Annotated in this window: 22 protein-coding genes; 10 read left to right on the top strand and 12 right to left on the bottom strand. The window is 37.1% G+C overall.

From position 1 onward, the window contains the following. The first annotated feature begins 28 nt into the window (after positions 1 to 28). Positions 29 to 2,770 (top strand): EAL domain-containing protein, encoded by a 2,742-nt coding sequence (locus tag KGF86_RS11220; protein WP_186870848.1) that lies wholly within the window; start codon positions 29 to 31, stop codon positions 2,768 to 2,770. A 40-nt stretch (positions 2,771 to 2,810) separates the two neighbouring features. Here the strand turns inward: KGF86_RS11220 and KGF86_RS11225 are convergent, their stop codons facing one another. Beyond that, positions 2,811 to 3,455 carry a YczE/YyaS/YitT family protein gene (locus tag KGF86_RS11225; RefSeq protein WP_186870847.1) on the bottom strand — a complete coding sequence of 215 codons (645 nt, stop codon included), beginning with the start codon at positions 3,453 to 3,455 and terminating at the stop codon, positions 2,811 to 2,813. 249 nt (positions 3,456 to 3,704) lie between these two features. Continuing rightward, positions 3,705 to 4,979, bottom strand: a complete 1,275-nt coding sequence (locus tag KGF86_RS11230; RefSeq protein WP_186870846.1) for a mechanosensitive ion channel family protein — start codon at positions 4,977 to 4,979, stop codon at positions 3,705 to 3,707. A gap of 270 nt (positions 4,980 to 5,249) precedes the next feature. Between KGF86_RS11230 and KGF86_RS11235 the strand changes: the two genes are divergently transcribed. From KGF86_RS11235 to KGF86_RS11245, 3 genes are all read left to right on the top strand, one after another. Next, positions 5,250 to 6,452 carry a zinc ribbon domain-containing protein gene (locus KGF86_RS11235; protein WP_211741917.1) on the top strand — a complete coding sequence of 401 codons (1,203 nt, stop codon included), beginning with the start codon at positions 5,250 to 5,252 and terminating at the stop codon, positions 6,450 to 6,452. A gap of 18 nt (positions 6,453 to 6,470) precedes the next feature. Continuing rightward, positions 6,471 to 7,235 (top strand): S1C family serine protease, encoded by a 765-nt coding sequence (locus tag KGF86_RS11240; protein WP_186870844.1) that lies wholly within the window; start codon positions 6,471 to 6,473, stop codon positions 7,233 to 7,235. 182 nt (positions 7,236 to 7,417) lie between these two features. Continuing rightward, the gene (locus KGF86_RS11245) at positions 7,418 to 8,698 is read left to right on the top strand and encodes a S41 family peptidase (RefSeq protein WP_211741918.1); all 1,281 of its coding nucleotides are present in this window, start codon (positions 7,418 to 7,420) and stop codon (positions 8,696 to 8,698) included. A gap of 60 nt (positions 8,699 to 8,758) precedes the next feature. On the opposite strand, the gene KGF86_RS11250 is transcribed toward KGF86_RS11245, so the two are convergent. Continuing rightward, entirely contained in the window at positions 8,759 to 9,592 is an 834-nt protein-coding gene (locus KGF86_RS11250) for a radical SAM protein (RefSeq protein WP_186870842.1), read from the bottom strand. A 145-nt stretch (positions 9,593 to 9,737) separates the two neighbouring features. Between KGF86_RS11250 and KGF86_RS11255 the strand changes: the two genes are divergently transcribed. From KGF86_RS11255 to KGF86_RS11270, 4 genes are all read left to right on the top strand, one after another. Then, positions 9,738 to 10,358 carry a DUF3298 and DUF4163 domain-containing protein gene (locus KGF86_RS11255; protein WP_211741919.1) on the top strand — a complete coding sequence of 207 codons (621 nt, stop codon included), beginning with the start codon at positions 9,738 to 9,740 and terminating at the stop codon, positions 10,356 to 10,358. Positions 10,359 to 10,442: 84 nt separating this feature from the next. Continuing rightward, positions 10,443 to 10,694: a hypothetical protein gene (locus tag KGF86_RS11260; protein ID WP_186870840.1), complete on the top strand. Its 252-nt coding sequence runs from the start codon at positions 10,443 to 10,445 to the stop codon at positions 10,692 to 10,694. Continuing rightward, positions 10,666 to 10,887 carry a hypothetical protein gene (locus KGF86_RS11265; protein WP_211741920.1) on the top strand — a complete coding sequence of 74 codons (222 nt, stop codon included), beginning with the start codon at positions 10,666 to 10,668 and terminating at the stop codon, positions 10,885 to 10,887. The genes KGF86_RS11260 and KGF86_RS11265 overlap by 29 nt, the downstream gene beginning before the upstream one ends. A 76-nt stretch (positions 10,888 to 10,963) precedes the next feature. Beyond that, on the top strand, positions 10,964 to 11,131 hold the full coding sequence (locus tag KGF86_RS11270; RefSeq protein ID WP_186870838.1) for a hypothetical protein: 168 nt from the start codon (positions 10,964 to 10,966) through the stop codon (positions 11,129 to 11,131). A 69-nt stretch (positions 11,132 to 11,200) separates the two neighbouring features. Here KGF86_RS11270 and KGF86_RS11275 read toward each other — a convergent pair whose 3' ends face one another. From KGF86_RS11275 to KGF86_RS11285, 3 genes are all read right to left on the bottom strand, one after another. Further along, on the bottom strand, positions 11,201 to 12,259 hold the full coding sequence (locus KGF86_RS11275; RefSeq protein WP_211741921.1) for a hypothetical protein: 1,059 nt from the start codon (positions 12,257 to 12,259) through the stop codon (positions 11,201 to 11,203). Between the two features lie 255 nt (positions 12,260 to 12,514). Beyond that, positions 12,515 to 13,033 (bottom strand): spermidine/spermine N(1)-acetyltransferase, encoded by a 519-nt coding sequence (gene paiA, locus KGF86_RS11280; protein ID WP_211742032.1) that lies wholly within the window; start codon positions 13,031 to 13,033, stop codon positions 12,515 to 12,517. A gap of 63 nt (positions 13,034 to 13,096) precedes the next feature. Further along, positions 13,097 to 13,924, bottom strand: coding sequence for a GNAT family N-acetyltransferase (locus KGF86_RS11285; RefSeq protein WP_211741922.1), 828 nt, complete (start codon positions 13,922 to 13,924; stop codon positions 13,097 to 13,099). A 238-nt stretch (positions 13,925 to 14,162) separates the two neighbouring features. Here KGF86_RS11285 and KGF86_RS11290 point away from each other — a divergent pair, with 238 nt between their 5' ends. Beyond that, the gene (locus tag KGF86_RS11290) at positions 14,163 to 15,179 is read left to right on the top strand and encodes a TIGR00341 family protein (RefSeq protein WP_186870835.1); all 1,017 of its coding nucleotides are present in this window, start codon (positions 14,163 to 14,165) and stop codon (positions 15,177 to 15,179) included. Positions 15,180 to 15,233: 54 nt separating this feature from the next. Here the strand turns inward: KGF86_RS11290 and KGF86_RS11295 are convergent, their stop codons facing one another. The 4 genes from KGF86_RS11295 to KGF86_RS11310 all read right to left on the bottom strand — a co-directional run bounded on the left by KGF86_RS11295 (position 15,234) and on the right by KGF86_RS11310 (position 18,782). Next, the gene (locus KGF86_RS11295) at positions 15,234 to 16,964 is read right to left on the bottom strand and encodes an ABC transporter ATP-binding protein (protein ID WP_211741923.1); all 1,731 of its coding nucleotides are present in this window, start codon (positions 16,962 to 16,964) and stop codon (positions 15,234 to 15,236) included. A 27-nt stretch (positions 16,965 to 16,991) separates the two neighbouring features. Further along, positions 16,992 to 17,750 (bottom strand): MerR family transcriptional regulator, encoded by a 759-nt coding sequence (locus KGF86_RS11300; protein WP_211741924.1) that lies wholly within the window; start codon positions 17,748 to 17,750, stop codon positions 16,992 to 16,994. 290 nt (positions 17,751 to 18,040) lie between these two features. Then, positions 18,041 to 18,217, bottom strand: a complete 177-nt coding sequence (locus tag KGF86_RS11305) for a hypothetical protein (protein ID WP_186870832.1) — start codon at positions 18,215 to 18,217, stop codon at positions 18,041 to 18,043. Positions 18,218 to 18,305: 88 nt separating this feature from the next. Further along, positions 18,306 to 18,782: a hypothetical protein gene (locus tag KGF86_RS11310; protein ID WP_211741925.1), complete on the bottom strand. Its 477-nt coding sequence runs from the start codon at positions 18,780 to 18,782 to the stop codon at positions 18,306 to 18,308. A 313-nt stretch (positions 18,783 to 19,095) separates the two neighbouring features. On the opposite strand from KGF86_RS11310, the gene KGF86_RS11315 reads away from it, so the two are divergent. Next, positions 19,096 to 20,559 (top strand): methyl-accepting chemotaxis protein, encoded by a 1,464-nt coding sequence (locus tag KGF86_RS11315; RefSeq protein ID WP_211741926.1) that lies wholly within the window; start codon positions 19,096 to 19,098, stop codon positions 20,557 to 20,559. A gap of 185 nt (positions 20,560 to 20,744) precedes the next feature. Here KGF86_RS11315 and KGF86_RS11320 read toward each other — a convergent pair whose 3' ends face one another. After that, positions 20,745 to 22,115, bottom strand: a complete 1,371-nt coding sequence (locus KGF86_RS11320; protein WP_211741927.1) for a DUF4179 domain-containing protein — start codon at positions 22,113 to 22,115, stop codon at positions 20,745 to 20,747. Continuing rightward, complete coding sequence (locus tag KGF86_RS11325; RefSeq protein ID WP_211741928.1) at positions 22,108 to 22,632, bottom strand: sigma-70 family RNA polymerase sigma factor; 525 nt, start codon at positions 22,630 to 22,632, stop codon at positions 22,108 to 22,110. The genes KGF86_RS11320 and KGF86_RS11325 overlap by 8 nt, the downstream gene beginning before the upstream one ends. Between the last annotated feature and the right edge of the window lie 179 nt (positions 22,633 to 22,811).

Raw genomic sequence — 22,811 nt, forward strand, 5'->3', positions numbered from 1 at the left:
AACATGTATATTTAGGAGTGACAGCAACATGATGCATTCATCTTATAGCCCTATCTTAATCACTTTTTCAGTGATTATATTTATTCTATCTATCTACACCTCATTCATTTTAGTAGAAAGAATCCTTGATGGACTTCGTTCACACAAAATATTTTGGATCATAACAGGGGCATTTGTGATGGCAACTGGTCTTTTTTCTTTTCATTTTATTGCCATCATCGCCCATCACATTGCATTTCCACTAAACTATAATTTAGAAATACTAATCATGTCCTTTCTATTTGCCCTAATGTCATCGTTTGCTGCTTTTCTAACACTTTATGTTTCGCAACTGACAAAGGCAAAAACTTGCCTTTGTGTGTTTATTATTGCTTCCGGCATATTTCTATTACATTATTCTGCAATACTTGCGATGGATGAACCACTTATTATTCAATTTAGCTCGTTATCCTTTGGATTAACGATTGTCTTGGCTTCCGTATTTGCCATCTTAACGGTTATGATGTTCAAGCAAATAAGAGATCGGACCGCTCATACGTTTACACGGGCAGGAGGCAATGCAATCCTATTAGGAATTACGATATTTGCCCTACAATATGTTGGAATGGGAGCAATCGAAATTCTCCCTCATGATCATTATGAAAGAGGCCCTACAGATATTGACACATTTACATTAGGTATCATTTTATCGAGTACATCTTCTTTGATTATTATTATCACCTTGTTCATCGCCTGGTTTGATTATCGTTCCTTACAAAAACAGAAGCAGCTAATCAATCAAATTAAGCATAGTGAAATGCGTTACCGCGATTTAGTTGAATATTCCCCTGAGCCCTTACTTGTTCATGATGGAAAACGAATACTATTCGTTAATGATATTTGTATAAAATGCTTACGAGCATCGGATAAATACGAAATCATAGGTAAACCAATGGAAGATTTCATTCATCCCGATTACCACCGAATTGCAAAGCTGCATGTAAAAAATCTATCCGATCAAAAGCAGGTAGATTTTACCGAAATGAAGTTCGTCGCACTGGATGGTTCATTAATTGATGTTGAAATGAAAAGTTTTCCAATTGTGTTTGAGCATAAACCAGCGATTCAATTAATCGTCCGGGATATTACAGAACAAAAAAAAGTAAAACGAGAATTGGAGGATAAACAACAACGCTATTCCTCTTTGTTTGATAATAATCCAGACCCCGTATTTTTACTAAATTCGAATGGCATTTTCCAGGATGTAAATGCTTCTGGTGGGAATTTAATAGACTATACAAAAGAAGAGCTACTTCAAATGTCATATCAAGAAGTAGTTGATACAGCAAATTTAGATGTCGCAATAGATAAATTTAAAAAAACCATATCAGGTAAGCCACAAGCATTTGAATTAGATGTGAAGGCGAGAAATGGTAGTATCATTCCCGTTAACATTACTACCATTCCAATTACGATTGAAGGCGAGATTACTGGTATATTTGGTATTTCAAAGGATCTTACGAAAGAGAAGGAAGCCCTACGTCAAATCAAGCATCTAGCATATACCGACCAATTGACAGGACTCCCAAATCGTAGATGGTTTTATCAGCACTTGTCAGAAGTGATTAACCGCTCTGAAGAATACCCGAATTCATTAGCCATTCTAGTAATCGATTTTGATGATTTTAAAGATATTAACGACTTATTAGGTCATCATATGGGTGATACCTTCCTCAAGCATGTTGCTAAAAAGCTACAAAACAGTGTTAGAGAACAGGATCAAATAGCAAGGATTGGCGGAGATGAATTTATCATTACTTTAGAAAATGTGACTAGAGAAGAAGCGGAGCAAGTTGCAGAAAGAATACTCGACGTAATGAATCAACCGGTTGACTTAGCAGGTAACGACTTAATCATAACGCTCTCTATCGGCATTAGTATCCATCACAACTGTTCCATCCAAGTAGAGACATTAATCAAACAAGCAGATTTAGCAATGTACTTAGCCAAACAAAAAGGAAAAAATAACTATCAATTTTACAATGACCAGTTAAATGAAAAGGTGAAGAGACGACTTTATTTAGAAAACGCCTTAAGAAAATCGATCGAAAATAATGAGCTTACATTATATTATCAGCCACAAGTAGAATTAAGCACTAGAAAGCTAGTTGGATTAGAGGCATTGCTTAGATGGAACCTGGAAGATGAACACGTCTCTCCAGCTGAATTTATTCCAATTGCCGAAAAGACTGGCCTAATAGTCCCTATCGGAGAGTGGATTCTCCGGGAGGCTTGTCGCCAAATTAGCAGGTGGAAGGATCATCCTTATCTTCATGTCCCTGTTTCTGTCAATGTATCTGCTAGACAATTAGTCGAGCCAAGCTTTACTAAAAGAATCTATCAAATATTAATGGAAGAAAGCATTGACCCTAAATATCTGAAGCTAGAAATAACCGAAAGTGTCATGATGGACATAGAAGACTCAACCTCTATAGTAGAAGAATTACATGCACTTGGTTTAAAAATCGCAATTGATGATTTCGGAACAGGCTATTCATCCTTACACCTTATTACTAGTCTCGATTTTGAAACACTGAAAATCGATAAAACACTTGTCGATATTCATAATAAAAGAAAGATGCATGTATTAAAGGCGATTATCCAGTCCATGGACAGACCCGTTGTCATAGAAGGTATTGAAACGGAAGAAGAATTTCAAGTTTTAAAGGATTTTAACGCTATAGGACAAGGATACTATTTCGCCAGACCTCTCCCGCCAGAAAAATTATAAATAAAGACAGGTGCTCCCTTATGGGTACCTGTCTTCTTATTTATGCACTAGATTTCGTAATATGCTTTTGTTGGTACCTTTGGTCTATAATCCCTAGGAATGCTTTAAATTTTTTAAACGTAAAAGCAAATACAGGACTTTGAACAAATGTAAAAATAAACGTAAAGATAAATACAGGTCCTCCTAAAAGGAAACCAATCACCAATACAAGTGTCTCCACTAGGATACGGATGGTTCCAATTGACTTACCCAGTTTATCGGAAATCGATAACATAAATCCATCCCGCGGCCCTGCCCCTACTTCAGCTGAATTGTATAGTCCGCCACCGAAGCCCATCGTAATTATCGCCACAACCATTACTAGATAATCCGTCCATGTATGTGTCGCATTCGGAAGGAAATCAATCCATAGAAACATATCAACAAATACACCTACGAGAATTCCATTTAAAAAGGTCCCTAATTTCACATAGCTCTTATCCAAGATTAACGAGACAATAATTAATAATACCGAAATAATAATCGCCCAGGAACCGATAGACAAGCCAAATTTATCAAAGAGCGCTACATTTAACACATCCCATGGATGAATTCCTAAATACTGCATTTTCAAGGCTATGGTAATCCCATAACTAAAAATTAACAATCCTAGCATATAAAATGACCAACGAATAAAACGTATCATATTTTCCCTTCTTTCTGTCCTTATCATAGTATGATTTTGAATATAATGAAAGATTTCTGAACCGAAATATGAGCACGTTATTTAGGAGTAAATAGGACAACAACGGAAAGTACTGTAAAACTTCCAGTCGACTATTCTGAGATTGAATAGCTGGACTAGGGTTCGCCTAGGCAGATAAACCTTGTAAAATAAATAGGAGCAGCACCTCAGAATCGCTATTTTTCTGACGTGCTGCTCCCTCTAATATCTCTATTCTTGTCCAGGAGCTCTAGTGTGTACTTCTTCATTCTCCATTGCGCGGAAATATTTTAAATCATTCCCTGTTGGATTTTGGAATAAGCGTAATCCGAATTCTTTCGCTATAGCGAATAGGTGGTCAAAGATATCGGATTGAATCGATTCATAAGCCGCCCATTCTGTCGTATTCGTGAACGCATAAATCTCCAGTGGCAGCCCATTTTCTGTCGGATCTAATTGCCTTACCATTAAGGTCATGTCCTGACGAATTCCAGGGTGGCGTTTTAAATAATTTTCAACATAAGCACGGAACACACCGATGTTTGTCATTGCTCTTCCATTCACCGGATTTTCTCGACGGACCTTATGTTTCCGGTTGTATTCTTCAATTTCTGCTTCTCGCTCCGTTATATAATCAGAAAGAATCTGAATCTGTTTTAAACGTTCCATCATCTCTGGAGAGCAGAACCCAATACTTGTCGTATCCAAATATAGTGAACGCTTAATCCTTCTTCCCCCTGCATCCTGCATTCCTCTCCAGTTTTTAAAGGAATTCGAAACTAACGCATAAGCAGGGATCATCGAAATCGTTTTATCCCAGTTTTGCACCTTTACCGTATTTAACGTAATATCTATTACATCACCATCTGCATCATACTTCGGCATTTCAATCCAGTCCCCAACACGGACCATATCGTTCGTAGTTAGCTGAACCCCAGCAACAAGCCCTAAAATGGAATCCTGGAATACTAACATAATAACCGCTGATAACGCACCAATACCACCTAATAAAACTAGCGGGCTTTCTCCAATTAAATTCGCAATGATTAATATAGCTCCAATTATGACGAAAATAATATTAGCTACTTGAATATATCCTTTAATTGGTCGAGTTTTAGAGACTTCAAAAGTACGATAAATATCATTAATTGCATGTAATGTACTATTAATTACCAATAACATAATCAGAATGATATATGTATTAGACGCCTTTTGAATCAATGTTACATAGTTTGGAAAACTCGTCGCAAATTGATAAATGATGATTGCCGGTACAATGTGTGATAGCCTGTGAAAGACTTTTCGTTCTATAAACACATTATCCCATGTATATTTATTGTTTCTAATGACCCTTGTAATGATCCTTACAACAATCTTCTTCGTAATAAAATTTGCAATGATACAGATTAAAGCGATAGCTAAAACCTTAAGACTAATAGTAAGATATTTTGTAGTCGCTGGTTCCAAGTCAAAATCTGCAACCCAATTCGTAATAAAATCCTCCATGTTTGTCCTCCATACCTAACGAATATGTATTATGATACCAAATGTATTCGTCTATGTAGAGTATTTAAGGTCTGTCTGCTAAAAAAATCTATAAAACAATTACATCTATCATAACAAACAAACGATACTTTTCCCATCAAACAAGGTACATCCCACAAGCATAATTTACGTATCATGCAAATAAAAAACCAAGCTACCCAAGCACCTTCTCCGGGAATTTCTAATAGGATAGGATAATTGCTATTACTGTTACCAGTTAGGAGGAATCACATGTTTTGTCATCAATGCGGCGATAAATTAGTGGACGAATCTACTTTTTGTATAAATTGTGGGGCAAAGGTTGACCAAGATAATCAAATTACAGAACAAATCCAGTCACCGGAAACACCGAATACTTCGATACACTCTCATGAAACTAGCCCACCCCAGGTTGAAACAAATGGTAAAAAAACATTAATCACTCATTCGCTATTCCCTTACGTTATCCCCCTTATAAGTCTCGTATTAATTTCTGTTTTCCTTATCTTCACTTATTTATCAGAGCAAAGGAAAAATGATCAGGTACTAGAATTACAACAAACGGCAGAGGCAAATGCCTTAGAAGGAAATTTTACAGAAGCCACTAAACTGCTAGAAGATGCAATCGAAATCAGACCAGATTATGACGTATTACAACAAAACCTAGACGAAGTTAATCGTGCCCAAACATTTGCCGATCAGCTTGATGCTGCCTTGACACTGTCAGCGAATCAACAGTTTGATCAGGCTGAACAAGAGCTGACTACATTAACCAATCAACTTGCAGCCGAAAATAGTCCGCTTTTCACTTCCTTTGAAGTCCTTATAACGGCAGAAGAGGAAACTATCACGATTGAAAAAATAAAATTGGAGCTCCCTACCATAACGAACATCGATGAGCTAGCCAATAAACTCAATACGCTAGAGGCATTATCCAATACCGAAGCGGAAGCTGTAAAAACAGAGATTATGGATAAAATTGTTCAAATTGCTTTCGAGGAGGCAAGTACACTTTATACGGATGGATATTTTGAAGAAGCACTCGCTATGTTGAATAAAGGATTAAATTATAGCTCCAATAACGAGCAATTATTAGCCTTTAAAGATGAAATAGAACAGGCAATCACTGCCTTTGAAGAACAGGCGGTACAAGACGACCTGCATAATCGCACTGCAGCTGTAGAAGTTACCTACTTCGATGCAGTGCTTGAAGAGAATGGTGACATCACCATTTCCGGTACTCTTATTAGTACAGCCACCGTTCCAATCTATTCGTTAACCGTTTATTTAGCTATCTTTGATGAAGAAGGGAACTTTCTCTTTGAAGACATATTATTTGTTGAGCCATATGAATTAAACCCAGGTGATGAAGGAATATTCGAAGGTGTCATTGAGGATGTGAACCATGAGGCTTATATTGAAATCACTAATATTACCTGGTACTTCGATTTGTAATGAAGGGAAGTGGAGCAAATGAATAAACATTGGATTATTAGTCTAGTCCTAACCGCTGTCGTTTTGGGAATTGGAATCACCGGTTTTTTCATGATCAAGGGCACAATACCTGGTCAGCTTGACCAACCGTCTAGCATTCTCTTAGAGAATAACGCTTCAATTGAAGAAGATAAAGCAGGTGAAACCGCGTTAAAGGATATTATTCAAGAAGCACAAACGAAAGTAGTAAAAATTGAACTCGCCGATGGCTCCATCGGTTCTGGGTTCTTATATAACGACATGGGCGATGTGATTACCAACGCCCATGTTGTTCATGGTGTGAAGGAGGTGACGATCGTTACTTCCGATGAACAACAATTTACCGGAACTGTCATCGGCATTAGTAGTGATATCGATATCGCCTTAGTAAGAGTCGAAGGGTTACAAGGTCTTGAACCCTTATCCATACGAATGGATAAGGTAGAAGTCGGTGAGGACGTACTAGCACTTGGCAATCCCCTTGGTTTAGACAACACTGTAACAACCGGCATCATCAGCGGGGTTGGAAGAGACTTTGAGCTCCCACCATATACGTACTCCGATGCCTACCAAATCTCCGCCCCCATTGCTCCCGGAAATAGCGGTGGTCCCCTCCTCTTAAGTGAAACAGGAGAAGTCATCGGCATTAACTCCGCTGCCTCCGAAGTTGGAACCATTGGATTCAGCATCCCAATTATTGACGTACTTTCATTGATTAAAGGATGGTCAGCATCACCAATGACTACGCTACCTGGGGTTGAATAGATTAATTGTTTGTGTTGGATGGTACTTTATTATTGAATTTAAATTGATTTCTTAGGCAAGATTACATTAACACCCCCCTCCACCCTAAGACTGAGGCAAAAGTCCGTCCTATGACATATTGTAATAATTTTCTAACTATACTACGATTATTGTAAACCAACACGGTCAAGGGGGACAAACCATTGTATACAGATATATTTCGTGAACTAGTCGATATTATGCATCATGATTATGCTGGTTATCTTGATAAAAAAGGCTGGCATAACCCAGAAGAATTTGAAAGTAAGATTATGGAACTAGAAAGAAATTCTAACCTAACGCCTCACTCCTTTCTAAAAATCGTGGAAGACTATTTACTAGATTTTCAGGACCCACATATCTTTTTCAACCTCATCCAAGCTGAAACACAAAAGAAATTGGATAATGGATTTCGTGTTAGGCGATACCAAGATAAATTGTATGTCACCACACTATCGGGAGAGAAACGTTTAAAGCCTGGCGATGCAATCCTATCCCTTAACAACACGCCCATTCCGGAGCTAGTAAGAAAACATCAACGTGAATTAATGGAAATGAAAGCAGAACGTGAGGATTGGCGAAAAATTATCCGAAACTATGATGTAGCTGAAATTATCCACCTAGATGGCTCTACGGAGTTCATGGAATTAAAAGAGTATGAGAAGCCTGAATATGTGCCACAACACACCATAACGAAAGTAGCTGAAGATACATTATGCATGACACTAACCGATTTCAATGAACCAGATACACTGACAACACTCCTTTCAAAGCATGAGCAGGAACTGGCAGCTACGAAAAATCTCATTATTGATGTTAGAATTAATTATGGCGGAAGTACACTTGCATACCAATCTCTAGAAAAATATCTTTTCCCTGACCATAAAATAACGATAGATATGCAAGATTACTTCATGAATTTCAACATTACAGATAGAAATGCAGACTTCATGATTCAATCCATTAATGAGGAGCTTACGAAGATAGATAACGAGGAATATCGTAATAGTTTAACCCGCTGGAAAGAAGAAGTCTGGGTTAAACATAGGGGGAAAGGTTTAGTTTCCATTGAGGACGAGGAAGAATACGAAATAACCGGAACGAAATCCCCAAAGCATATCGTTGTATTAACTGATAATTATTGTGGAAGTGCTGGGGACATATTTGTCTGGCTGTGTAAGAAGTCACCGAAGATTACCGTACTCGGTAGACCAACGATGGGGGTCAATGATTACTCTAATTTAATTGATATAAAGTGGAACAACCAATTCCAATTGATGTATCCAACATCCAGATTAAATCAGCTCGATAAACGGAAGCCTGGTGCAGAACCTGGAATTAAATCAGAAATTTACATTCCATGGACACCAGAGCATATACGAAAAGATATCGATATGTGTTGTGCAATGGAAATCTTAAACGAGAAAAACAAAGCCCATAGATGATAAAAAAACACTTATAACCGCGCTAATCTTAGCCGTTATAAGTGTTTTTATTAGCCTTCTTCACTTCAGAAAAGCTTCGTCCTTCGAAACACGCACCCTATCATCAGGAAAATACTTCTTAAAATATTTCTCAACCGCAACATGAATATCCTGACGATACCACTCGGACAAGCCATGCTTCTCAAACAATTCCGGCATCCCTAACCTAGCTGATCGTCGCCCCATCGAACCATCCCCAATACGTAATGTATCAATCCAAACATGATCAACCCTATCTTCCAAAACCTTTGCAAAGTTTGGAGTAAATGGTAACACTGGTGAAACAGATGCCTGGGTTGGTATCCCTGCATCATGCAATCTTTTTAATACCTTTAAGCGCAATGTTACACCAGGGGCATAGGGGGCAAAAATCCGCTTCATATCCTCTCGATCCGTTTCAATCGTCATCGATACAAGGACATCACATCTTTCTTTAAGTTGTAAAAGCAAATCCATATCCCGTTCAATAAGCGGTCCTCGTGTTTGGATTTGTAGGAAGTCAGGTGGATGTTCTATCATCTCTGCCAATATTCCTCGTGTAATTTGGGCATCCCGCTCTATAGGCTGATATGGGTCTGTAGCAGACGCCATAAATATATTGACAGCTGTATCCTTTTTACGCAATTTTTGCATCTCTTTCCGGTAATTCTCCGCCGCATTCTTTTTAATATTGACCCATTCTCCCCATGGAATGTCTTTAAATCGTTGGATGGGCATTTCTCGAACATAACAATATAAACACGCAAAGCCACAGCCACTATAAGGATTTAATGAATGGGTAAATCCAACATCTAAGTAGCCTTTTGCTTCAGTCAATATTGACTTGGAAACGATTTCCTGCAACTGAATGTTCACTTGATCCACCTCCCAAAATCCACTATTTATTCTATTTTACTCCGCTAATCTACTCCGATAAAGTTTTTATTCTCACTTCTCTCAACATCTTTATTATCACATCGCAACCACCTATGAATAAACTAATCAAAAAGGTGTGAGATATATGCCTAATTCATTCCCCGTTCAAATAAGAACGCGACAAATAAGTGCAGGTCCGAAAAAAATAGTCTATTATCCTCAAGTAGTACAAATGAACAATCTACATCTACAACACTTTATCAATCAATCCATTATTCAAGAAACGCAATCCTTAATCAATCTACAAACCGGCGATAACCCACAAACCGTGGTAGAAATGCTTGGGACATATGAAATCAAAAACAACCAACGCGATATTCTCAGTATCTTTTTAACCAATTATACCTACCATGATCGAGCGGCACATGGGATGACATTTAAACGATCCCTATCCTTTGATTTAAAAACTGGGAAAAGGCTTGAACTAAAAGACCTCTTTAAACCAGGTAGCGATTATATCACAAGGCTCTCCGAGATCATCCATGTACAAATTAAGCAACGCGATATCCAATTAATCGATGATTTTACCGTAATAAGCCCTAACCAGGATTTCTATTTAGCTGATAAAACTCTGGTCATTTATTTCCAGCTATACGACATTACGCCATATGTGTTTGGTTTCCCAATGTTTCCTATATCTATTTACGATATTCAAGATATTATCAAGGAAGATGGTCCATTAGGAAGATTAGCGGAGAATAATTAACCCCCACCGACTTGAACAATATGGTATGATGAAATAGAAAATTCCAATAAAAACCAATGATCGCTGAAGTGAGGACAATAGAAAATGAAGCAAGTATTAGGGATTGTTTTATTGGTCATAACATTAGTCGGTTGTAGCAATGAACAGGTAGTAAATAATCATTATTACTATTCCTTAACAGGTGAAGGTGAAAGTTGGAGCATTAATTCCTATCAACTGGTAAAAGCAGGAAATGCAGTCTTAACAATGAAGGATACTTCAGAATTCCTAACTAATTCATACCAGATTCAGGTATTTGCTGAAATAGATGGTAAAGAAGTATTTGCTTCAAAATGATACATTTAAATATAATGTTGATAAAAATATAGCAAAAATATCGACTGGAATTACAGAAAGCTCTGGGGAAACAACTATCTTACCAGATAAAATGAACACTATTTATTTGATTATAAACTGGTACGACATGAATGATGAAACACTATTAGAAGAAAAGATAGATCTATATGATAAGCATGTGTTCCTTAACTAAAGGAAAACCAACCTCACCTGGAGTGTTGGTTTTTTTGTTTGATTTGGACATAGTAGTAGAAGGAGGTGTTTGTATTGTGAAGCAAGGCAATAAGCAATCCCACCGTAATCATCGTTTTACACCTAATAAAATCAATAATTATCAAGATAATGATCAAACCTCGAGCGAAGAAAGGCATAGCAGAAATGCCATGGAGTCAGCAGTTGAAAAAGAATACCCTCGAATTGATACGGAAAATCTTTAGACAACACGAAAAAGCCTCACATGCTCAGGGAATCCCTGAGCATGTCCAAAGACGAATAGGAAGCACGCTCTATTCTAAAACAATATAATACATATGATCTTTCTCCACCAGGTTCCCTTTCACTTCCCTAATTCCTTCCATAAAGATTACCCCATCACGTATAATCGGTTTTTCATCTAGCACTAGGTGTAGCTGTTCTATCGCACTAAACGTATCACCACTATCAACAATAACAGGCTGACTAATTTGAAAAACCTTGTCGTTAATCGCAACCGAAATAAAATGCTTATGTAAACGTTTATTGTCCTTAACTATCACATTCATCGGGTCGAACCCTTTTGAAACCATGTCACCTTTTAAATAAACATGGTACCCCTTTGTTTGCTCAAATTGAAGAAAGATTTCTTCTTTTTCTTTTGTAATACTTTCTATAATTGAAATGCTCTCGTCACTAATTTCTAAGTCATGGATACGATAAGGTTCCCATTCCACCAGTTCCTTTAACATGTCATATAACATATTATCCGACTCAAAAAACGTTTCTTTCCAGTTAGGAGCAATCTCATCTAGCAACAAGCAGAGAAACAACCCAGAGCTATAACAACTCTTGCGCAGCATCCTCGACGACTCGCTATTATTTAGTAAACTACTACGATATGTCGTTAAACTATCCGCATATGCCTTATGGCTCATATGACGATAAGCCTGTGATTCTACATAAAAAGCAGGATCCTCTACTGTTTCAATAGAAAGCTCATAATCTAAATACTGCCCCATCACCGTTCTTCTACTTTCCCTAGCAGCAATAAATTGTGTTAATGAACGATATTGTTCTTCCTTCGTAGTAGCCATCATTGCATGATAAAGATACTGCCTTTCTCTATTACGTAATTCTATATTTTCTTTTAGTAATGGATAGTTCATTCCTAGTAACTCATTAGGGAATCGTTTTTCTCCTTGAAGGTGTTGGAATCCATGGAATAACTCATGCACGACAATCGAATAAATACGCTCCATATCGCTGTAATGTTCTACATTCACGATCGCTGTCGGATAATCCTCATACAAAATAAGTGTATCTGCACCGCCTGAATTGTTCATCCCATTCGACATAACAATACGGCTCATTATCGCAATCAAACTTGGGATGATTATAGAGGTAAACACCGTCTTTATCATATAGCGCAAAAGCTACTATTTCAAATCTTGGCCAATAAGAAATAGCATGTTGTTTTATAAAATTGTACAGATTTTCAGCATTCACCGTTCTATCTTTTCCCTTTTTTAGCAAGTCCTGTTTCATTCCGAATCAATCCCTTACGTCGAGTCCTTGTAGTATAATTTTCTAAGTTAGTCCATCATAAACTTTTGTTTTATAAATCATCATATAAGCGTTTTGGTCATAATAAAGTCTATTTGTTCTTCATCTCCCATATAAAAGGAGTGGGATCCCGTTTGAACAAACCCCATCTTTTTATAAAATGCAATTGCATTTTCATTTTTCTCCCAAACACCTAGCCAAATTTTCTTTTTGTTCTGTTCCATTGCAATTTCGATTGCTTTGTTTACTAAATATTTACCAAGACCATGTTTTTGATAATCCTGCTTAATATAAATTCTCTCAATTTCTAGTGACTCAGCACCCATATCTTCTGATTGAGCATTCTCTGTATTAACCTTTAAATATCCAGCTAATTTTCCATCTACATAGACAAAATAGAATCGAGAGGAAATCGTAGATAATTCTTTTTTTAATTGCTTTAAATTAAATGCCTTTTCCAAATAGGCTTTCATATTTTCTGCTGTGTTTTGATGTTTAAATGTTTCATTAAACGTTTCATAACTAATTTCTTGAAGCATGTGTAAATCTTCCATGGTGCATTTAATTATCGTTATCGTCATATCATTACGCCGCTCCTTCATAGAACACTTAAATACTTTGTCTTCTCCGTTAGATAAGGTCAATTAAAAGTAAAAATCATACCCTAGATAAGTGAATGCCTTTTTAAATCCTACATTTTCAGCAATGGCAATAGAAGGCTTATTTGATTCCATACAATCCCAATAAGGTGTATACTCCCTCTCCAAACACGCTTGAACAAAGGCATGAGCTAATTTTTGCGCTAACTTTTTTCCTCGATGCTTTTCTAGCGTTTCAATATTGATACTATGTGTTTTCTCTGCAACAAAACCAGAAAGACATGTACTAACTATGTTATTCTCATGGACAATGCCATAACCAATTCCTTCTTGAAAAAAAATCTCTCTTGATGCCCAATTTTCACTCACTTTATTTTGTATTTCCGTTATATTTTGAATCGAACCATCTTTATTTTCAAAGAGAGATTCATCTATTTTCACCATATCATATCCTGGTTCCATATCGGGCTCATAGATTTTCCTGTAGTGCTTTGGTTCCAGAATATAAACTCTTTGCTTCCAGTTACCTACTTGCCGATGTTCAAACAGCTTTTGAATTGTCTCATTCCACTTCGGATGATTACCAATTCCTTCAAAAAAGTCCAAGCCCACTTTCATTGCCTCTATCCGAATTACCGAATCAATGAATTGGTTTAATTCGGAATTAAAGCTATCATTTTTCTCATTACCAATAAAAATAAATCCATCATTATTGCCTAACCAAATAAGTCCAGTAGTAGGAGAATTACGATCATCCACAAATACACGACCGGGATTGATCCCTTCTATTATTGCTTTCGCTTCTATTTGCCCGTCTTCATATAAGAGATCCCTACACATATAAAACCCATCTCTAGTTAACTCTGAAATCATATTTTTTCCTCTTCTCTATCATCTATTTTCAGTTTACTAACTTTATTCCGATGACCACATCATTAGCCGATTCGAGTCAATCCTTCCATTAGACCTCTACTATTCTAATATATACTCACACTCATCATAACATAATATTTAGAATTTTTTACCACACACCTATAAAACCCCAATCTATTCTAATACAAGCTATTTATGGAAAAGATACTACTAAACATTACGCATAGGAGAACTAACGATGGAATTACAGTTAATTGAGGCATATGTCCCAGAACAAATTTTTGGCCGGACAGATGAAGCTTTGAAAAACTATCCCCATGTTTCTTATTGGATATCAAAGGAAACAGCGGATCGTACATTAATCCGTGTGCTCGTACGAACAAAGGATACCGAAGAAATATTAAACTATCTGGAAAAACAAGCACAGCTTACGGAAGGATTTGAAGTGCTGCTTTTTCCCGTTCATACATATATGAAGCAATTATCTAAGGAGGAAAAAGAACAGAGACAGCAAGAAACCGAGGAAAACACGAGAAAATTACAACGTGTCAGCAGACAGGAATTACTAGGTACCATTACTAAATCAAGCCATATTACGCTAAATTATACGTTAATGATGATGATTGCAGCCGTTGTTGTCACAATTGGGTTTATTCAAAATAGTCCTGCCGTGATTATTGGGGCGATGGTAATTGCCCCAATGCTTGGGCCAGTAATATCCATTGCCTTTTCATCTATACTGGGGGATTTCTCCTTACTACGGAGTGCCTCCTTTACCTTGTTATATGCAGTTGCAATTGTTATAGCAATATCCATAGGGTTTACCTTCTTTTTCCCAGTACCATTAGACAGCAGTGAATTTGCAACGAGAACTCATGTGAACATTGCCGACATGGTATTAGCCTTTGTCACCGGAATTGCTGGTGCTTTATCCATTTTGAATCGACTTCCAGGATCATTAGTAGGTGTCATGGTCGCTGTAGCTCTTATACCACCTAATGTTGTCTTGGGGATGTCCATAGGATCTGGATTGTGGAAGGAAGCCTATGGATCACTTCTATTACTAGTAGGGAATATTACCTCCGTTATTTTGGCAGGTATCATTGTATTTTCTTTAAGTGGCATTCGTCCGGTTAGGTGGAGTGAAGTAGAGAAAGCGAAAACTTCACGAAAACGATCAATCCTGTTTGTTAGCTTAGTCATTCTGCTATTAGTAATTGTCATTCTTTTTAGTAATAATCTTGATTTAATATAACTAAAGGAGAGCTCCTATACGCTTGGGTAGCGCTAGAAGAGCTCTCCTTTTCTTTTACGTTAGCTGCTGTTCGGCAAACTCTCGATACAGTTCATGGTTTTCCACTAACTCCTGATGTGTACCAACTCCAGTGACAGTCCCTTTTTCAATAAAAATAATCTTATCTGCATCAACAATCGTGGATAGTCGATGGGCAATAACAAAGGTTGTTCTACCTTCCATTAGCCTTGTTAATGCCGCTTGAACAATTCCCTCTGATTGACTATCCAAGCTTGCAGTGGCTTCATCCATCATTAAAATTTTTGGATTTCGTAAAAATGCACGTGCTATATTAATCCGCTGCCGTTGTCCACCGGAAAGCTTTACTCCCCGCTCGCCGACTTCTGTATCCATTCCATTACTGAATTCCTGGATAAATCCGTCAGCATAAGCCATTTTCGCCACTTCCCATAAGCGATCATCCGGAATGCTTTCGGCTTCAGGTAACCCATAGGTTAAATTTTCTCGAATCGTTCCAGCCATCATCGCATTTTCTTGGGATACATATCCAATCTGACTGCGCCATGACGCTAATGATAATTGGTGAATGGATGTATTGCCAACTCTGATTTCACCTGTGGTCGGCTCATAATATCGCTCTAACAAAGCAAACATGGTAGACTTCCCACCACCACTTGGACCCGCAAAAGCAATCATCTCACCAGGGTTAGCTTGAAATGATACATGATGAAGAACGGGTTCTCCATCTTCATAGGCAAAGGAAACATCCGATACTTCAATTGATTTATCCGTTATATCCATTTCAATTCCTTTTTGCCCGGCTTCGTCATCCGAATCCAGAATCGTAATAATTCTCTCTGTCGCCCCTTTTGCCTTTTGTAACTGTGTGAAAAACATCGCGAACGACGTAATCGGAAAGATAATCTGAAATAAATACAGTAAAAATGCTACTAATGATCCTGTTGTCATCGATCCCTCTGCTACGCGAATACCACCGTACCCAATAATCACCACAATAACAAGCATCATTACCGTGTACATCAGAGGACCAATCAAAGCAAAAATGCGCGCCTCTCTTAATCCAAATCGTAGGAGCTTACCAATTCCTGTTACGCCTTTTTGTTTCTCAACGGATTCTGCTGTCGATGCTTTCATTAAGCGAATTTCACTGATAGTATGTTGTATCATCCCAGAAAATGTAGCCGTTTCATCCTGTAATCCTTTAGATACCTTAGCCATTTTAGTCCCTAACGGAATCATGATTGCGGCTGTAATTGGCACCGCCAGTAGCATCATTAACGTCATTTTCCAATCCAAGATAAGTAAAATCGTAACGGCTCCAATAATGGAAATAATGCCCCCAATAAATTGAGGGAAATGCTGGGAAATTAAATCTTTTACAATACCAGTATCATTCACTACCCGACTCACCGATTCCCCACTTGCCTGCTTATCAAAGTAGCGAACCGGGAGACGAATCATTTTATTCCACATCATCTCACGCATCCGAGCAACAATCCTCTGCCCAACTGCTGCAAGTAAATAGGTAGACACCCCGTCCACGACAGCCTGCAAAATAAACACCACAACAATCGCGATAATAATCCATATGCTCAAGGATTCTAACGAAAAGCCGTCGACTAATCCACCCGTTAACATCGGGATTGTCAATCCGATTAGCGTCGTAATGACGCTCCCAATTAACCCTATCGTGAGAGCTAATTTCGGGACATTAGTCGATTTTATGAGTGTAAGAAAAGGTTTAAAACCATTATTTTTTTCCATCGTTTTTATCTCCTATATTCTACGTTTTTACGTTGATCTTTCCATATAATATTCCATCGCTTTGGCAAGCCATTCCTCTTCTTCTTTTGAAAAAGGAGATGGAACCATTGTCTCTAATTCCATTATCTTTTCTTCCTCTAAATCTATTTCCCCTAATTCTGTCACAACATCTTCTCCTAAAAATTTGAAAACTGCTTCCATATACGATTCAACTAGCTCTTTTACTTCCTTATCCTCAAACGGTCTCCCATATAAGCGTTTGAGACCTTTTGACACTTTGATATACTCTTTATCGATCGCTAATTTTTCATCCTCTGTCTTACTTTCTATAAGCTCTGCCACGGATTCCAACTGATATTTTTCCAACCATTCCTTCTGGTGTGGTTCTGTTTGTATACTACTAATTAATGATAGTAATACAGAACTTTCTACTTCTCCTTCCTCCTCCAAAATCATAATCGTTCTCTTGATCGCTGCTAGTGATCTTTCTATATTTTCTTTTTCTTCTTCTAACTTTTTCACATGGAGGTTTAGGGTGCTATTAAGGCTAACTGTAAAGCTCTTCTGATTTAACATCTCACCTATTGTATCCAAACTATACCCTAGGAACTTCAGACTTACAATTTTTTGCAAGGTAACCACATCTTCATCCTTATACAAGCGATGTCCAGAACTCGGATGTTTCTCGGGCCGAAGCAGTCCAAGCTCATCATAATAATGTAGAGTTCTAATTGAAATTCCAGTACGCTTAGAGAATTCCCCTATTAGGTATGATTGTTTTCCCATTATAATCCCTCTCTAAAGTTCGTACTTTCATTATAAGACCTCACGTAACTGTAGGTGCAATACAAAAATAAAAAAACAGGTTGGGACAAAAGAATTTATTTGAAAGGAAAAACCGAATGATGAGCAAGGACCCCGCTTCGGAAATATACTTCGCTTTCCGCGGGCGGCTGGTGAGCCTCCCGCAGGAGTCTACGTATATTTCCGGAGCTAGTATCGTGTATCATTCGGTTTTACATTTAATTCTTTTTGTTTTGTCCCAGCCTCGTCATGGCGTAATTGCTATCAATTTATTACAGGTATTCTAACTGCCCCTTTACTTGCTTAACAGCGATTATTGAGGCATCACTTCCATAGGAAAAACGGAACTTCTTCCTAGCTTCTGCAGGCGATCTTGCCATAACCGTTTTTAACCATTTGGTTCCATTAAGTTCCGCTTCGACTACATACCTTTTAGTACCACATTTCATGTAACTCCCACCTTTTCAGCTATTATCTCGTGAATAATCAAGTTGGTCAAAAGTTTGGATTAAAATGCTGAATGGTAAGTGTTTTACACTACTTCACCTTTAAGGCAATTGCATAGATTGCATTACCATCGGAAACATCTTCATTACTTTCATCCATCCACCAAACACCAATATCATAATAGTAGACTCCTTCTTCTTCCGGTGCTGTAAAAGTAAAATTCGTTACAGCGACATCTTTAATTTCCTTATTACTCGTTTGTGTAAGATGAACTTCATTCGGTAGCGGTTCGTAGTCCATTCCGAATGTCACGGTTTCACCTGCCTCTATCTCAATTGGTTCCTTATCTTTTAGCAATACTTCAGATCCAGCAACATCCACACATTCAGCAGTTGAATTCGACTTCCAGCAATAGGCACCAAGTACTGTTTCATATTGTTGACCTGAAATTTCAACCCACATTTTAGGCGGTTTATCGACCTCCTCTCCCTCTTTAGTAGCGGCACTAGTATTACAACCTGTTAGTACAAAAGCTAACACGACAAAGTAAAATAACAACCTTTTCAATTGAAGTCCTCCTTTTTTATCTATAGGACGTCAGTATTAACGGATTTGTTTCAATGAGCTTTTGCTAAAATAGGTACTTAATTAAGAGTGATTTCACAGTTTCAGGAAGGTTTGGTGAGAGAAGTTAATTCAATAAGGACTTTTATCCTATGTAGACATGCTATCGATTTTTACCCGGAATGATTGAACATTCCTTAAATCATCTGCATTGACCGCATTATTAGTTTACTATCTAGCATTCAAATATAGATACATTTACCTACTTTTTATGCTAAGATAATGAATGGAAATGATAAAATAAAGGAGATTTCACATGACACTTGAACAATTAAACAACGAAACATTGCGGAAAAAGAATAAAATTATACTCATTATGTTAATACTTTCCGTTATTCTCGGTACAGTAGTGGAGATGAGCCTAAATAAACCGTTATTGCTCATATGGACAATTGCCATTGGTGGAGGAATATTGTGTGCTATTATTGCCTTCTTACATATAACGAACCGCCTAACAAAATTAATTTCTTATATGTCTATAATCGGTTTAGTCATTCTGTTAGGTGCCATTATTTTAATTAGCCCTTCGGAGAATAACCTATCATTAATTTACTTTTTATTAATTTGTTCTGCCCTATATATGAATTTAATTCTATATGTAATCGGAACATGTTTTGGATTAGGATTACTAATCTTTGCTTTCACATTAAATGGTGATATTTATTCATCTGATCTTGGCACGTATTTACTACTATTTTCCTTAGCTATTATTGTATTATTTTTCCAGCAAAAAATTATGGGTAGCTTGGAAAAAAACCTTGCTTCTAGCCAAGTGGCCATGCAGGAAAAATTAGAAGCAGAATCCAATCAACGTATTGTATTAGCAGAAAACTCTAAAGTAATAGCAGATAATATGTACACAATTGAAAAGCAGTCAGAAGCTGAGAAAGTAGCAACCCAAGAACTTAATTCTGCTATCCAAGAAATTGCTGCTGGGGCACAGTCACAAGGAAATGCTATCAACGATATCACGGAAGCCGTAGAAACCACTGCTAAGCAAGCTGTTTCCATGAATAGTCAAGTTGAGCAAATCAGTGAATTCACGACACAAATCACGGATCAGATTAATGAAGGTCGTACACAATCACATGTATTGAATGAGCAAATGAATGAGTTCAAGGAGTTTCTTGAACTTACTGAAGAGAATATGAAACAATTAAGTGAGAAAATTGAATCGTCCTTAAGCTCCATTCAAGCTATTCAAGGAATTACCTCCCAAACCAATTTACTTGCACTCAATGCTTCCATCGAAGCAGCAAGAGCTGGTGAAGCAGGAAAAGGCTTCTCCGTCGTAGCAGATGAAATCCGCAAACTAGCAGAGACTTCTGATAAAACGGCTGTTCAAATTTCTACTACATTACATGAAATACATAGTAACAATGTAGAAACACAGGATCAAATGAATACCGTTGCAAGAAAAATGGATGAAAATATCGAAGGAACAAGGAAAAACCAATCTATCTTTGATTCTATTCAAGCATCCATTGTCCAATTAAAAGAAGAAGTGAATTCCTTTGGGACACTTGCTAAAAATATCGACCAAGAGACTGTATCCATTGAGAGTGCTGTAAATGAATTTGCATCCTTATTACAGCAAGCATCAGCTTCTCTAGAAGAGATTTCAGCTACTGTTCAATCACAGACTAATTATAAGGAACAGCTTACTGAATTAATTCAAGAGACGAATAAAGCTACCCAAAATCTAAAAGGTTTATTTTAGATTACTCACGTAAAGTAATGCCTCCCAAAAGATAGTTGCGATTCTATCATTTGAGGAGGCATTACTAATGTGATTTTTTTGATTCCAAGAAAAAGTATTTCCTTTATTGATATCAGAATAAGTTCCCCTAGTTACAATAAGAATGGGAGAACAAAAAGATGTCCTAGCATAACATAATCCTATTATTACTCTTTGTTATAACTCATTTCTAAATCACCTATCATTTTCCCTTGCAATGTAAACGAATCCTCTATTATCCAGTTTTCATCCTTTAGCTGCACTTGGAAAATATGGTTTACTCCATCTTCTGTTTTATAAACAACATAACCTTTCTCACCTGATTTTTTCTCTATAATTACAATAGGATTCACCACAGTCTGATTATTAATTTCTTGTTCTTTTTGGAAGTCCATTGCTAAATCAAGATTAAATATTGGTAATTCTGCTTTGAAATATTCTCCTAGTTGTAGTCCCATTTCACTAGCGACTTCCTCTACCATATAATCCATAAAGTAGGTTTTTTTGTCCACCTTATCCTCTCTTAATCCAAAACCCATAATTTTGTTAGAGACCTCTTGTCCCTTTATCGTACTCAGATCAACTTCAATCGCTAATTCTTCCAGTTCAATTATAGTCCCTTTTTCGTCTATGACTGGTACAATAGTTATCAGGTTATCTTGTAATGGCTCAAATAAAGCATTCATCTTCAGAACCTGCTTATCAAATTTTAAGAGAGGGATAATTTTCTTCGTATAATCAATGCTCTCCAACCTATTGCCATAATGGTTATAAACAAGAAAATCATAAGCTGTATCATCCCCCAACGGCATATCCAATTCCATATGGATTTTTGTCCCACTTGGTCCTAGTTGAATAGTAAACACTTCAAATTTATAGTTATTCGCTTCTTTTGTTTTACCAACTTCATAAGCTAAAGTATTGGTATTCTTAGTAACAGGGATTCGGAAGTTCCAATCTCCCTTCGTATGAAAAATCTCACTAAAACTCACATCTAATGCAAAACTATTCGGCAATGTGGCAGTAGTTTCTATTGTTCCAATCACTTGGTCACCTTTCAATGTACTATGGCTACTCATGCTAGTAACAGTTTGATTATCAATTCCCAATTTCACCTCAGTATCTAATGCTTCGAATACTCCCAAATCATCAACATTTGGTATCGTGTATCCTACTACTAATCGAAAATCATCATAGTAAACTTCCGTAATCGTTACTGGAATATCTTGACTGACATATGTTTCTCCTATTTTTGTTACGAAGCCTTCATTAGAGGCATGTTCCAACCCAGTATCAAAATAGGATAGTACACTCCCAATCAATGGTACCTGACTTAAAATCTTCGCCATAACAGGAGAAACAAATGCAGAACTAAATAAAATAATCATTAAGGTGGCTGCCGTAGCAATTAGATAATAGAGCTTTCTATTCTTCTTTCTAGAGGTGGAAATAGTTTTAGTTATGGCCGTATCCAGTTTATCTTCAGGAATAGGAATTGCATGAACTTTACGCTTAAAGTTATGTATCTCATTATCCATTCATATAGTCCTCCTCTATTTTTCCTTTTAATAATTTTAATGACCGATGTAAAGATGATTTCACAGTCCCCTCCGGACAATCTAGGAATTCTGCAATTTCGCGACTAGTCAAATCCTCATAGTATTTTAGAATAATAATTGTCTTGTCTCTTTCATTTAAGTAATCTAATAGGTCATATAAATCTAGTTTTTCCTCGGTATGAACCATTCGTTGTTCCACAATTTCTACACTTCCATCTTCAAATGGGATAACTTTCTTCTGGCGTCTAAGAAAGTCTATCGCACAATTGATGGTAATCCGTTTTAGCCATGCCGCTACTTGATTAATTTCTTTCATATTCCCAATAGATAGGAGCGCTTTATAGGTTGCCTCCTGAACGATATCAACAGCATCATTTTCATTTTTAACGTAAAGGAAAGCAATACGGTATAGCCTTTGTTTTTCAGCTTGAATTATTTTTGCAAAAGCTTTTTTGTTTCCCTTTTTGGCTTTATTTACATCGCGTATGGTGTACATGTCGTCCTCCTTTCCTATACATGACGAATGAGGGGGGAGAAATCGTTGCATTTATTTTTGTATATAATAAATAACCACTACATAAGATTAGCGGTTACTTCTTGTTTCATCAATTATTTTTAAAAGGTACTTCTTTCTTCTCCTCCCATCATATGGTTACCGATATGCAAAATTCCCCG

This window comes from Ornithinibacillus massiliensis (genome assembly GCF_018310345.1).
Lineage (GTDB): Bacteria > Bacillota > Bacilli > Bacillales > Amphibacillaceae > Ornithinibacillus > Ornithinibacillus massiliensis.